Consider the following 13,132-nt stretch of genomic DNA (forward strand, 5'->3'; position numbering starts at 1 on the left):
GCCCGGCTCCATCACGTTGCGGGCAACAAGCGCGCGGCGAACGCAGGGGTTAGTCCGTCATCGCCTTGGCGATGGTGATCATCCGGGTGACCCACTCGGGCGAGTCGTCGCCCCATAACGCGTTGACCACGACGCGTACGAAGGTCCAGGCCGCCGCGCGGTCCTCGTCGAGGCCCGCCGCCTCACAGACCAAGCCGAGTCGCAGGCGCAAGTGACTACGGACGTTGTACGCGGCCGCTGCCTGCTCGGGCAGGTTCCAGATCACCGGCGCGACGGCAAACTCCCACTCGCCGCTCAGCGCCTTCGGGTCGATCGCCAGCCACGGCGCACGCTGCGCCCGCAGCACGTTCGCGAAGTGCAGATCCTGATGGATCAACCGCTGGTCAACGTCGCGCCCGCTGGTCATGTCACGGATAAGGGTTGCCGCCTGGTCGGTGAATCTGCGCGGAACTCCGGCAGATCCGTTGTGGCAGAGCGACTCCCACCCGGCCGCGGTGGCTGACAGGGTTGCCAGCTGGGGGAGCGCCGTCCGATCGAGAGTGCGGATGAGCCCGCCGATGATCTCGCAGCCCTCCAACAGGTCGACGCTGGAGAGGTCGGTGGGGTCGAGGCGTTCCAGCAGCAGCGCCCAGCGGCGCGGGTCAGCCCGCAGCAGCCGTACGGCGCCGTGTCCGTCCCACGCGCGCAGCGCGAGGTGTTCGGTCGCGGCCTCGGCGTGCGGCCACGTCAGTTTCAACACCGCGTCGCCGACGGGCAGCACCAGCGCGCACTGCCCGAACATCGCCGGCCCGGTGACGGTGAGCGACCAGTCGGCGAGCACGTCGTCGATCAACCGGGGGAGTGCGGCCAGCCAGTCGTCGCCGCTGACGTCGGGTTCCGGCGGTCGGCCGGCGACGGATTCGCGGAACGCGGCCGGAATCGACCTCACGTCAGGCCGAGGAACGGCGTGGGTGGATGTCCCCAGGTCTCCGCTTGCGCCGCGCTGTCGCCCCAGAGCTGGATGATCCGGGTGATCGATGGGGCGCGCGAGCCGCCGGTCGACGCCGAAGCGCAGGCGCTGACGATGTCGGCCACCAGGGGACCCATCACCGCGCGGGCGGCGGCCGGATCCGTGGCGTTCGTGGGCAGAACAAAGGACAACGGCTCGGTCGGCTTCAACGGTCCGGCCTCGAGGGTCAGGCGGCTGCGCTCGGCATAAAGCCAGGTCAGCAGGACGGACAGCCCCGCCCGCTGCTTGGTCGGGGTGCGCGCGATGAGTTGTTCCGCGGCATAGGTCGCGACCCAGAGCCGACGCAGCACCACGGCGGCATCGGCGGCGGCCAAGCCGGGTCGGGCAGGCAGTGGCTTGCCCTTCAGCGACCCCGCCGCCCATTGCTGGGAAGCGAGGATCGCAGCCAGCATCGGGCGATGGGCGTCGGATCCACCGGCGACCTGCCGCAACCAACCGGCGGAGAGGTCCGCTGACTCAGCGGTTGCCGCAGCGGAGGGGGTGGACGGCGTAGCGGAAGACGATGACGAGGCCAACACAGATGACGACGGGGCCGTGGAGGCCGCCGTCACGGAACTCGACGCAGAACTCGTCGCTCCCGGCGAGGTGGCTGCAGCAGGTGACGTGGCGGCCGCAGGGGTCGTCGGCGGCGCGGTGATCCCGTCGCTCGCCGCCACGGCGATCAGTCGTTCCAGCTGGCTGCGGTGGCGGGCCGCGAATTGCGGCGCGCTGCCCTCGACCGCGGCGATCACCGCGCGCAACCGGGTGATCGCGGCGCTCAGCAGGGATTGGTCGACCGGCGGCGCCTGAGTGGGGACCCCCGGGATGTCGGGTGCATCGCGCTCGAGGCGAACACTGCAGCCGGCCAGTGGGAAGACGAGCCCGGCGGTGAGCAAGGCGCGCCGGGTGGTCATGCCGGTCATTTTGGCATGCGACCGAGCACTCGTCCGTCTCGCGTGACGGACGAAGCGGTGCATCATTTTGCGTTGGACCAAACGAAATGGCACGTTATGGATTGTGACTGCTGCTGTGACGACCCGTTCGAACGGTCAATGGGCCCTCGGTCAGCGGGAACCGCTGAACCACAACGAAGAGTTCAAGGCCGAGGACGACGCGCTGAACGTGCGTCGTCGGATCGAAGAGGTCTACTCCCGCGAGGGGTTCGCTTCTATCCCGGGCGACGACCTGCGCGGCCGGATGCGGTGGTGGGGTCTCTACACCCAACGGCGCCAAGGGATTCCCGGCGGCCGTACGGCGTCGATGGCGCCCGAGGAACTCGACGACGAATTCTTCATGCTGCGAGTCCGCTGCGATGGCGGCGCCCTGACCACCGAGCAGCTGACCACCATTGCGCAGATCTCCACCGAGTTCGGCCGCGACACCGCCGACATCACCGACCGGCAGAACATCCAGCTGCACTGGATCCGGATCGAGGACGTCCCCACCATCTGGGCGCGGCTGGAAGCGGTCGGCCTGTCCACCACCGAGGCTTGCGGTGACTGCCCCCGCGTCGTCCTCGGATCCCCGGTGGCCGGGGTGAGCGCAGCCGAGGTCATCGACGCATCTCCGGCGATCGCCGAGATCACCCGTCGCTACATCGGCGACCAGACGATCTCCAACCTGCCCCGCAAGTTCAAAACCGCCATCGCCTGGCTGCCCGACAGCGTCCCGGAGATCAACGACGTCTCATTCGTCGGCGTTGTTCACCCCGAGCTCGGTCCCGGCTTCGACCTGCTGGTCGGCGGCGGCCTGTCGACCAATCCCAAGTTCGCTCAACGACTGGGCGCGTTCGTCACCCTCGAGCAGATCCCCGAGGTCTGGTACGCCGTCGTTTGCCTGTTCCGTGACTACGGCTACCGCCGGTTGCGCGGTCGTGCGCGACTGAAGTTCCTGGTTGAGGACTGGGGAGCGGAGAAGGTCCGCGCGGTGCTGGAGCAGGAGTTCCTCGGGCATGCGCTGCCCGATGGCCCGGCTGCCGTGGTCGACGACACGCGCTACGACCACGTCGGTGTTCACGACCAGATCGACGGCAACTCCTACGTCGGCTTCGCGCCGATCTCCGGCCGGGTGTCCGGCGACATCCTGGCCCGCGTTGCGGCGCTCGCCGAGAATGCTGGGTCCCAGCGCGTACGGCTGACGGCCCACCAGAAGTTGCTGGTGCTGGACGTCGCGGCGGACAAGGTCGAGGAACTGATCGTCGGTATGCGCGCGATCGGGCTCGAGGCCCGACCGTCGCAGTGGCGCCGCTACACCATGGCCTGCACCGGCCTGGAGTTCTGCAAGTTGGCGATCGTCGACACCAAGCAGCGCTCGATCGACCTGGTGGCCGACTTGGAACAACGCCTCGCCGATCTCGATCTCGACGTTCCGGTGGCGATCCACCTCAATGGTTGCCCGAACTCGTGCGCCCGGATCCAGACAGCTGACATCGGCCTCAAAGGACAGATCGTCACCACCGAGGCCGGCGAACAGGTCGAAGGCTTCCAGGTGCACCTCGGTGGTGGCCTCGGTCTCGAAACTGGATGGGGCCGCAAGTTGCGCGCTCACAAGGTCACCTCTGCCGAGCTCGGTGACTACGTCGAGCGCGTCGTGACCGCCTTCGCTGCGCAGCGGACCGGCAACGAACGATTCACCGACTGGGTGGCGCGCGCGGCCGAGGAAGACCTGCGATGAGCCATGACCTCCCGGCGATCGCCGAGGCCGCTGCGCGCGAACTGGCCGACGCTCCGGCCCAGGAGATTTTGGCGTGGGCCGGCGACCTGTTCGGCGATGGCCTCGTCGTCGCCGCATCGATGCAGGACACGGTGCTGGTGCATGTCGCGAGCATCGTGGTGCCCGGCGTCCAGGTTGTCTTCCTCGACACCGGCTACCACTTCCCGCAGACCCTGCAAACCCGCGACCGGGTGGCCGCGGAATACGACGTACGGCTGCTGAACATCACGCCGCGACAGACCGTCGCGCAACAAGACGAGGCGTACGGCGCAAAACTGCACGACCGCGATCCCGACCTCTGCTGCGCCCTGCGCAAAACCCACCCGCTCGACGAGGCGCTCGATGGCCGGTCCGCCTGGGCCACCGGATTGCGCCGTTCGGAGTCCGAGCGCCGAGCAAACACCCCGGTCGTGTCCTACGACGAGCGCCGTGAGTTGCTGAAGCTGGCGCCGCTGGCGACGTGGAGCGACGACCAAGTGGCGGCCTATGTCGCTGAACACGACGTGATCATGAATCCGTTGCTCTCCCAGGGATACCCGTCGATCGGTTGCGCCCCATGCACCCGCCGAGTGTTGGCCGGTGAAGACGCTCGTGCGGGCCGTTGGTCCGGCACCGCCAAGACGGAGTGCGGCATTCACGTCGCCTGATCACCGGGGCATTGGTCGCGATTCGTCAGCCGCCGTGACTCCCGATTAGAGTGGTGGATCCCCACTCGAAAACACAGGGAGTCCGGCCATGAGTGCCAGTCCGTCCGAGCGCCACGAGCGCATCCTGGCCGACCTGTCGACCGCTGTTGCTCCTTTGGGCGTGCTCGTCGAGGACCTCACGGTCACCCCTGCCGGCAAGCGCAGGCTCGTTCGGGTGCTGGTCGACCGCGACCTGTCCCATCTCGACGCCGACGATCAGACCAGCAGCATCGACTCCCTAGACCTCGACGCGGTCGGTGACGTCACGCGGGTGATTTCCGATCGCCTCGACGAGACCGATGCGATGGGGGAGGCGCCCTATGTGCTGGAGGTCTCCTCCCCGGGCGTCGACCGTCCGCTGACGCTGCCCCGGCATTTCCGCCGCAATGTCGGCCGTCTGGTCACGATCACCACCGATGGTCACCCCGACGTGAGCGGGCGAATCGTCCGCGTCGCCGCTGAGGGTGTCGACCTGCGCGGCGACGACGAGTCCGTCCGTACGGTCGCCTTCGGCGACATCGGTCAGGGCAAAGTCTCCGTGGAATTCAACCGATCCGAGTCGAAGGAACACTGATGGACATCGACATGGCCGCCCTGCGCGCACTTGAGCGGGAGCGCGAGATCCCGATGGATGTCATCGTGCCCGCCATCGAACAGGCAATGCTGACCGCCTACCACCGCATTGAGGGCACCTACCGCAACGCGCGGGTCGAACTCGACCGCCGCTCGGGCCACGTTGTGGTCTGGGCCCGCGAAGATGCTGAGGTCGACGACGAGGGCAACCGGGGCGCCCCCGGTCCCGAGTTCGACGACACCCCCGCCAACTTCGGTCGCGTCGCCGCGTCGACCGCACGCCAGGTGATCGTGCAGCGGATGCGCGACGTCGAAGACGAAGCGATCCTGGGCGACTTCAAGGGCCGCGAGGGCGACATCGTCGCCGGTGTCATTCAGCAGTCCAGCGACCCGCGTACGGTCCGGGTCGACTTCGGCACCGTCGAGGGCTTCCTGCCGTCGGCCGAGCAGGTTCCCGGCGAGAGCTACAAGCACGGCGAGCGGCTGCGCTGTTATGTCGTGAGCGTGAAGCGCGGCCCGAAGGGTCCGCAGATCGGCCTGTCGCGCACCCACCCGAACCTGGTGCGGAAGCTGTTCGCGCTCGAGGTTCCCGAGATTGCCGACGGAACGGTGCAGATCGCGGCGCTGGCTCGCGAAGCGGGTCACCGCACCAAGATCGCGGTGCACACCAAGGTGGCCGGCATCAACGCCAAGGGTGCCTGCATTGGCCCGATGGGTTCGCGCGTTCGGGCTGTCATGACCGAGCTGCACGGCGAGAAGATCGACATCGTCGACTACTCCGAAGACCCCGCGACCTTCGTTGCCTCCGCGCTGTCCCCGTCGCAGGTGCAGTCGGTCGAAATCACCGACCTTCAGGGCCGCGCGGCCCGCGTCATCGTGCCCGACTTCCAGCTGTCGCTCGCTATCGGCAAGGAGGGCCAGAACGCCCGCCTCGCGGCGAAGTTGACCGGTTGGCGGATCGACATCAGGCCCGATACCGCGGTTAGCGGTTCGTGAACGCTGCGCTAGACTTGGCTGCGGACAGTTCGTCGTCCATCAACCATGCACCGCCGTCAATGCGGACGTGTGTCGGTTGTCGGGCGCGTGACGAGCGGTCCAGTCTGGTGCGGGTCAAGGTGTCCGACGGCCGTTTGACGGTCGACGAACGCGGCCGCCTCCCCGGTCGGGGAGCGTGGCTCCACCCTCAATCGCACTGCTTGGAAAGAGCGCTGCAACGGCGCGCTTTTCGCCGAGCGCTGCGTGCGACCAGTGAACCGGGCGTCGACTCCCTCGTGGAGTGGGTCGCCCACCACGTGTCATCACCCGATGACGCGCCGGTAGAGAACCGAAAGCGGGTTTGACGCTATGAGCACCCGATGAGTACTCAGCGATGAGCACCCTCTACTGACGGTTCGTCCTGCGTGAGAACGCCGCTCGGACCGTCGCAACCTCGAAGGAGAAGTGTGGCTAAGGTCCGAGTTCACGAGCTCGCAAAAGAGCTCGGGATCGAGAGCAAAGAACTGCTTGCGTATCTGAAGGAGCAGGGAGAGTTCGTCAAGACGGCGAGCTCGACCATCGAAGCTCCGGTGGTGCGCAAGATCAAGGAGAACCCGCCCGCTACCGCAGGCGCCGGCAACTCCACCGCCGCTGCTGCGCCGAAGCCCGGCGCGAGCCGTCCGGCGCCCAAGCCGGGCGCTGCAACCCCGTCCGCGGCAACGCCGGCTGCGCCGGCTCCCGCTGCAACGCCGAGCCCGGCGAAGCCCGCAACGTCGAAGCCCGCCGCTGCTGCGCCGGGTCCGCGTCCAGGCCCGAAGGCTCCCGAGCCGCAGGCTCCTGTCGAAACCCCGGCTCCGGCTGCTGTGGCAACCCCGGCGCCCGAAACCTCGACCCCGGCGCCTGCCGAGGCGACCCCGCAGACAGCTCCGGCTGCCGGCGCACCCGCCGCGAAGCCGGCAGGCAACCGTCCGGCTCCCAAGCCGGGCGCTCGCCCTGCTGCTCCCGCACCCGCCGCACCGGCGGCTCGTGAGGGCGGTCGCGATGGTGGTCGTGATGGTGGTCGCGATGGTGGCCGTGACCAGCGCCAGGGCGGCAGCCGCCCCGGCCCGCGTCCGGGCAACTCCGCGCCGCGTCCGGGCAACAACCCGTTCAGCCCGAACCAGGGAATGCGCAGCGGATCGTCGCAGCCTTCCCGTCCGGGCAACAACCCGTTCGCTCCCAGCCAGGGCATGCCCCGTCCGGCGGCGGCTCGTGGCACCGGTGGTGCAGCGGGCCCGCGTCCGGCCGGCGCTCGTCCGGGTGCTCCCCGTCCGGGTGCGGGTGCAGGTGCTCCCGCCGGTGGCGGTGGCGGTGCGCGTCCGAACCCCGGCATGATGCCGAACCAGTCGGCTGTGGCTCGTCCGGGTGAACGCCCGGCGCGCGGCGGTGGCGCTGGTCGTCCCGGCGCTGGTGGCGCAGGTCGCCCCGGTGGCGGCGGTGGCTTCGGTCGTCCCGGTGGCGGTGGCAACCGCCCCGGTGGTCGTGGCGGCACCCAAGGTGCGTTCGGTCGAGGCGGCGGAAAGGTCCGCGGCCGCAAGAGCAAGCGCGCTAAGCGTCAGGAATTCGAGCAGATGCAGGCGCCGAGCATCGGCGGTGTCACCGTGCCCCGTGGCGACGGTTTCACCATCGTGCAGGTGCGTCGCGGCTCCTCGCTGACGGACTTCGCCGACAAGATCGATGCGAATCCGGCATCGCTGGTCACCGTGCTGTTCCACCTCGGCGAGATGGCCACGGCGACGCAGTCGCTGGATGAGGACACCTTCAAGCTGCTCGGTGTCGAGCTTGGCTATGACGTCCGCGTCGTTTCTCCCGAGGACGAGGAGAAGGAGTTGTTCAACTCCTTCGGACTCGACCTTGAGGCTGAGGCTGAAGCCGAGGATGACGAAGACCTGCAGGCGCGTCCTCCCGTGGTGACCGTCATGGGTCACGTCGACCACGGTAAGACGCGGTTGTTGGATGCCATCCGCAACGAGAAGGTCCAGGCCGGCGAAGCCGGTGGCATCACCCAGCACATCGGTGCCTACCAGATCCACAAGGAACACGAAGGCATCGATCGTGCGATCACCTTCATCGACACCCCGGGTCACGAGGCGTTCACCGCCATGCGTGCACGTGGTGCGAAGGTGACCGACATCGCCATCCTGGTGGTCGCGGCCGACGACGGTGTGATGCCGCAGACGATCGAAGCGTTGAACCACGCCCAGGCGGCCGACGTGCCGATCGTGGTCGCGGTCAACAAGATCGACGTCGATGGCGCCAACCCGCAGAAGATCCGCCAGCAGTTGACCGAGTACAACCTGGTCGCCGAGGAATACGGCGGCGAGACCATGTTCGTCGACGTTTCGGCCAAGCAGGGCGAGAACATCGACGAGCTGCTCGAGGCTGTGCTGCTGACCGCCGACGCGTCGCTCGACCTGCGCGCCAACCCGGACAAGGACGCCCGTGGTGTCGCGATCGAGGCAAACCTCGACCGTGGCCGCGGTGCGGTCGCGACCGTGCTGGTGCAGTCGGGAACGCTGCACGTCGGAGACGCCATCGTGGCCGGAACGGCCCACGGCCGTGTCCGCGCGATGCTTGACGAACACGGCAACAACCTCACCGAAGCGGGCCCGTCCCGTCCGGTGCAGGTCATGGGTCTGGCTTCCGTCCCGCGCGCAGGTGACACGTTCATCGTCGCTCCGGACGACCGCACGGCCCGTCAGATCGCCGAGAAGCGTGAAGCTGCCGACCGTCAGGCCAGCCTGGCCAAGGCGCGCAAGCGGATCAGCCTGGAGGACCTCAACGAGCAGCTCGCTGCTGGTCGAGTCGAGACGCTCAACCTCATCCTCAAGGGCGACGTGTCCGGTTCGGTCGAAGCCCTCGAAGATGCGCTCATGCAGATCGACGTGGGCGACGAGGTCGACCTGCGGATCATCGACCGTGGTGTTGGTGCGATCACGATGAACAACATCAACCTCGCGGTTGCTTCGAGCGCGGTGATCATCGGCTTCAACGTGCGAGCCGAAGGTCAGAACGCCGAGTACGCCGACAAGGAAGGTGTCGAGGTTCGCTATTACTCGGTCATCTACCAGGCGATCGAAGAGATCGAGCAGGCCCTCAAGGGCATGCTCAAGCCGGAGTTCGAAGAGGTCGAGCTGGGAACCGCCGAGATCCGCGAGATCTTCCGGTCCTCCAAGTTCGGCAACATCGCCGGTTCGATCGTCCGCAGTGGCGAGATCAAGCGTGGCGCGAAGGCGCGCATCACCCGAAACGGTGTTGTCGTGTCCGAGAACATCGAAGTGGCCGGCCTGCGCCGGTTCAAGGACGACGTCACCGAGGTCCGCGAGGGCTTCGAGTGTGGTGTCAACCTCGGGTCGTACAACGACCTGCAGCTCGGTGACCTCATCGCGACGTACGAAATGCGGGAGAAGCCGCGCGCCTGATCGGTGCGTTGCTCCGCTCTTGAGCGGTCGAGGCCCCCGGCACTGCGAAAGCGGTGCCGGGGGCCTCGCGCGTTTCACCCCCGCCCATCCACCAACACCAGCCCCAACTACAGCCGTAGTCATGGATTTCGGTCGCTATAACGACCACTTCCCGAGGGTGCTCGCAGCCTCCACCGGTAGCCTGGCCGATCGTGACTGACTTTCTGTTCCTCGTTGCACCCTCGGCCAATCGCGTCTACGCCGAAGCGGCGACGGACCTTGCCGCGGCCGAGGCGCAGACCGTCCTGGCAGCGTTCGGCGGGACCGCCGAGGTGACTGTCCGCGAGTTGGGCGGGGTGTCCTACCTGGCGGTGCAGACCGAGGCCGCGGATGCGGTGGCGATCCTGTCGAATCTGTCGACCACCTTCGCGGTCTTCTCTGCAGAGGGTGACCTGCTGCGCCCGGTCCCGATGCAGCGGCGGCAGTTCTACCCCGACGACCTGGTCACCATTCAGAAATATCAGGGCAAGACCAACGAGCAGTGGACCCGGTTGTGCCTCAACGTGACCGCGGCTGCGACCCGTCGCCCGGAGCGGTGGCTCACCGGCGGCCTGGAGGTTCTCGACCCGATGTGTGGCCGCGGCACGACCTTGAATATCGCGCTGTTGGCCGGCTACGACGTCACCGGCGTCGACCTGGACCGCAAGGACTACGACGCCTACGCGACTTTCCTGAAAACCTGGGTGCAGACCCACCGCCTCAAGCACACCCTCGATCGCGGCGCGAGCACCACCGGGGGGCGAGCCCGTGGGCGTCAACTGGAACTGACCGTGGCTCCCGACAAGGACGCCTACAAGGCGGGAAAGACGCACCGGCTCGTCTACCTCAACACCGACACAACAGCGCTCGACGGTCTCGTACGAGGGGCCGGGTTCGACGTGATCGTCACGGACACCCCGTACGGCGTCCAACACGGCTCCCACGGCGACCGACTGTCGCGCAGCCCGCTGGCGCTGCTCGACAGCGCACTGCCCGGCTGGATCCGCGCGCTGCGGGTAGGTGGTGCTGTCGGCTTGTCGTACAACCGTCACGTGGCGCCCGCCGACGAACTGCGCTTGTTGCTCGAACAGCACGGTCTGGACGTCTTCGACGCGGGGGAGCGGTTCCGACACCGGGTCGATGCGTCGATCGATCGGGACCTGGTCGTGGCCCGCAAGGTGTGAGGTCAGCGCCCGGCGGGATAGGTTTGTCCTTATGGCTGACCCCGCACGCGCACGCAAGATTGCCGAACGAATCAAGTTCCTCGTGGCCGACTACATCGAGTTCCGGCTCAAGGACGAACGGCTCGGGTTCCTCACCGTCACCGACGTCCGGGTCACCGGTGATCTGCAACACGCTTCCGTCTTCTACACCGTCTTCGGTGACGACGCCGCCCGCTCCGACACCGCTGCGGCTCTGCAGCAGAACCGTGGCCGCATTCGCTCCCACGTCGGCAAGGGCCTCGGCATCCGATTGACGCCGTCCTTGGAGTTCATCCCGGACGCCATCCCCGAAGGTGCTGCGAACATCGAGGCGGCGCTGGCTGTTGCTCGCGAGCGCGACGCCGAACTGGCGCGGGCCGCGGGCGCGACCTATGCCGGTGACGCCGACCCCTACCGCAAGCCGGCTGCGCCCGACGAGGAGCAGTGACCGGCGACGGCCTGCTGCTGGTCGACAAGCCAGCCGGGTGGACCAGCCACGATGTGGTGGCTCGATGCCGCCGGCTGGCCGGAACACGACGGGTCGGTCATGCCGGCACCCTCGACCCGATGGCCACCGGCGTTTTGGTGCTCGGCATCAATCGCGCCACCAAGCTGCTCACCTTCCTGGTCGGTTGCGACAAGACCTACACCGCGACCATCCGACTCGGTCAGGCCACGGTCACCGATGATGCCGAGGGCGATGTCACCTCGACGGGCGATGCGTCCGGGCTGACCGCGGAGTCGATCGAGGCCGGGATCGCCGGGCTGACCGGACGAATCCAGCAGGTGCCCAGCGCGGTGAGCGCGATCAAGGTTGACGGGCAGCGCGCCTACGCCAAGGTGCGCGGCGGAGACGAAGTGAAGCTGGCAGCGCGCGAGGTCACCGTCTCTAGGTTCGACCTCTTGTCGACGGTGAAGGTTGACCAGGTCGTAGATCTCGAGGTTGAGGTCGAGGTGTCGTCCGGCACCTACGTACGAGCCCTGGCTCGCGACCTTGGCGCCGGCCTCGGCGTCGGTGGCCACCTCACAGCCCTGCGGCGTACGCGGGTCGGGCGCTACGCGCTCGAGGAGTGCGCCTCCCTGGATGAACTGACGGCGCGCCAAGAATCTGAGCAACCGTTGCCGGTGCTCGCAATGGCCGACGCCGCTCGGGCGCAGTTCCCGGTGCGCGAGTTGACCGAACTGGAAGCCCGGGCCTTGCGCTACGGCCAGAAGATCGGTCCGGCGGACCATGCCGACTCTGTGGTGGCGGCCTTGCACGGCGATGACCTTGTCGCGATGCTCGACCAGTCCGGAACCGCGGTGCGCAGTCACGTAGTTTTTCCCGCCCCAGGCTGATGCGACACGATCGCAGGTAGCGCTAAGGTGCGATCATGACTTCGATCACCGTGCCCGCTCGCTGGCAGCGCGTCGCAGCATCCTTCGACCGCACGGAACGTCGCAGCATCCTTGGTATGAGCGCGTTCGTCCTGCTGCTCCATGTGCTGGGTTGGGGCGCTTTGGTGTTCCTCATCTCGCCGCAGAACCTGGCGGTCGGCGGCCAGGCTCACGCGCAAACGTTCGGGATCGGGCTCGGCATCACCGCCTACACGTTAGGGATGCGTCACGCGTTCGACGCCGACCACATCGCGGCGATCGACAACACCACCCGCAAGCTGCTCACCGACGGCCGTCGCCCGGTGAGCGTCGGTTTCTGGTTCTCGCTCGGCCACTCCAGTGTGGTCTTCGGCCTTTGCGCGCTGCTCGCCTTCGGCGTTCGCGCACTCGCCGGCTCGGTCGAGAACGACAGCTCGCGGCTGCACACCGTCACCGGTCTGATCGGCACCACCGTTTCAGGCACCTTCCTGGTGATCATCGCGATCCTCAACGCGATCGCGCTCGTCGGCATCTTGCGCGTCTGGCGCCGCTCGCGTGACGGCGAGCTGGACGAGGCCGCGCTGGAGGACCACCTCAACAAGCGCGGCTTCATGAACCGGATCCTCGGCGGCCTCACCAAGTCGGTGACCAAGGCTCGCCACATGTATCCGATCGGGTTCTTGTTTGGACTCGGTTTCGACACCGCCACCGAAGTCAGTCTGTTGGTCATCGCCGGTGGCGCTGCCGCGGTGGCGCTGCCCTGGTACGCCATCCTCACGCTGCCGATCCTGTTCGCCGCCGGCATGAGCCTGCTCGACGGCGCGGACGGCATCATGATGAGCAAGGCCTACGGGTGGGCGTTCGCTCGTCCGGTCCGCCGCCTCTACTACAACGCGACGGTCACCGGCTTGTCCGTGGTGGTCGCGATCGTGATCGGCGGCATCGAGCTCTGCTCCGTCTTCGCCGACCGACTCGACCTGCAATCCGGTCCCGTCGCAGCCGTCGGGTCGATCGATCTGAACGGCATCGGGTTCATCATCGTGGGTATCTTCTTGGTCACCTGGGTGCTGGCGATCATCGGTTGGAAGCTGCTCGGGCTCGACAAGGGCGACGACAGCGTCGACTACGCCGCAGCCCCCAACTGAGCGGGCACTAGAGTTG

12 protein-coding genes are annotated in these 13,132 nt (G+C 67.6%); 10 read left to right on the forward strand and 2 right to left on the reverse strand.

What is annotated here, in order from left to right; genetic code table 11:
- Nucleotides 1-49: 49 nt before the first annotated feature.
- Together ACYU98_RS02135 and ACYU98_RS02140 are read right to left on the reverse strand one after the other, a co-directional pair.
- The gene (locus ACYU98_RS02135) at nucleotides 50-928 is read right to left on the reverse strand and encodes an aminoglycoside phosphotransferase family protein (RefSeq protein WP_460466529.1); all 879 of its coding nucleotides are present in this window, start codon (nucleotides 926-928) and stop codon (nucleotides 50-52) included.
- Entirely contained in the window at nucleotides 925-1,902 is a 978-nt protein-coding gene (locus tag ACYU98_RS02140) for a hypothetical protein (protein WP_460466530.1), read from the reverse strand. Before ACYU98_RS02140 ends, ACYU98_RS02135 begins: the two co-directional genes overlap by 4 nt.
- Before the next feature lie 103 nt (nucleotides 1,903-2,005).
- Between ACYU98_RS02140 and ACYU98_RS02145 the strand changes: the two genes are divergently transcribed.
- From ACYU98_RS02145 to nicT, 10 genes are all read left to right on the forward strand, one after another.
- Nucleotides 2,006-3,661: a nitrite/sulfite reductase gene (locus tag ACYU98_RS02145; RefSeq protein ID WP_460466531.1), complete on the forward strand. Its 1,656-nt coding sequence runs from the start codon at nucleotides 2,006-2,008 to the stop codon at nucleotides 3,659-3,661.
- Entirely contained in the window at nucleotides 3,658-4,347 is a 690-nt protein-coding gene (locus ACYU98_RS02150) for a phosphoadenylyl-sulfate reductase (protein ID WP_460466532.1), read from the forward strand. The genes ACYU98_RS02145 and ACYU98_RS02150 overlap by 4 nt, the downstream gene beginning before the upstream one ends.
- Before the next feature lie 88 nt (nucleotides 4,348-4,435).
- Entirely contained in the window at nucleotides 4,436-4,960 is a 525-nt protein-coding gene (gene rimP, locus ACYU98_RS02155; RefSeq protein ID WP_460466533.1) for a ribosome maturation factor RimP, read from the forward strand.
- Nucleotides 4,960-5,955: a transcription termination factor NusA gene (gene nusA / locus ACYU98_RS02160; RefSeq protein ID WP_460466534.1), complete on the forward strand. Its 996-nt coding sequence runs from the start codon at nucleotides 4,960-4,962 to the stop codon at nucleotides 5,953-5,955. Before rimP ends, nusA begins: the two co-directional genes overlap by 1 nt.
- 59 nt (nucleotides 5,956-6,014) lie before the next feature.
- On the forward strand, nucleotides 6,015-6,299 hold the full coding sequence (locus ACYU98_RS02165; RefSeq protein ID WP_460466636.1) for a YlxR family protein: 285 nt from the start codon (nucleotides 6,015-6,017) through the stop codon (nucleotides 6,297-6,299).
- Nucleotides 6,300-6,401: 102 nt separating this feature from the next.
- Entirely contained in the window at nucleotides 6,402-9,395 is a 2,994-nt protein-coding gene (gene infB, locus ACYU98_RS02170) for a translation initiation factor IF-2 (RefSeq protein ID WP_460466535.1), read from the forward strand.
- 191 nt (nucleotides 9,396-9,586) lie between these two features.
- Nucleotides 9,587-10,597, forward strand: a complete 1,011-nt coding sequence (locus tag ACYU98_RS02175) for a TRM11 family SAM-dependent methyltransferase (RefSeq protein ID WP_460466536.1) — start codon at nucleotides 9,587-9,589, stop codon at nucleotides 10,595-10,597.
- Nucleotides 10,598-10,628: 31 nt separating this feature from the next.
- Nucleotides 10,629-11,063: a 30S ribosome-binding factor RbfA gene (gene rbfA / locus ACYU98_RS02180; RefSeq protein WP_460466537.1), complete on the forward strand. Its 435-nt coding sequence runs from the start codon at nucleotides 10,629-10,631 to the stop codon at nucleotides 11,061-11,063.
- Nucleotides 11,060-11,953, forward strand: coding sequence for a tRNA pseudouridine(55) synthase TruB (truB, locus tag ACYU98_RS02185; RefSeq protein ID WP_460466538.1), 894 nt, complete (start codon nucleotides 11,060-11,062; stop codon nucleotides 11,951-11,953). The genes rbfA and truB overlap by 4 nt, the downstream gene beginning before the upstream one ends.
- 35 nt (nucleotides 11,954-11,988) lie before the next feature.
- The gene (gene nicT, locus ACYU98_RS02190) at nucleotides 11,989-13,116 is read left to right on the forward strand and encodes a Nickel transporter NicT (protein WP_460466539.1); all 1,128 of its coding nucleotides are present in this window, start codon (nucleotides 11,989-11,991) and stop codon (nucleotides 13,114-13,116) included.
- The last annotated feature ends 16 nt before the right edge of the window (nucleotides 13,117-13,132 follow it).

Source organism: Calidifontibacter terrae, from assembly GCF_054778835.1.

Bases quoted from the DNA above. Each gene is read 5' to 3' on its own strand.
- ACYU98_RS02140 (WP_460466530.1), bottom strand. From the start codon at position 1,902: ATGACCACCCGGCGCGCCTTGCTCACCGCCGGGCTCGTCTTCCCACTG.
- ACYU98_RS02150 (WP_460466532.1), top strand. From the start codon at position 3,658: ATGAGCCATGACCTCCCGGCGATCGCCGAGGCCGCTGCGCGCGAACTG.
- rimP (WP_460466533.1), top strand. From the start codon at position 4,436: ATGAGTGCCAGTCCGTCCGAGCGCCACGAGCGCATCCTGGCCGACCTG.
- nusA (WP_460466534.1), top strand. From the start codon at position 4,960: ATGGACATCGACATGGCCGCCCTGCGCGCACTTGAGCGGGAGCGCGAG.
- ACYU98_RS02165 (WP_460466636.1), top strand. From the start codon at position 6,015: ATGCGGACGTGTGTCGGTTGTCGGGCGCGTGACGAGCGGTCCAGTCTG.
- rbfA (WP_460466537.1), top strand. From the start codon at position 10,629: ATGGCTGACCCCGCACGCGCACGCAAGATTGCCGAACGAATCAAGTTC.
- nicT (WP_460466539.1), top strand. From the start codon at position 11,989: ATGACTTCGATCACCGTGCCCGCTCGCTGGCAGCGCGTCGCAGCATCC.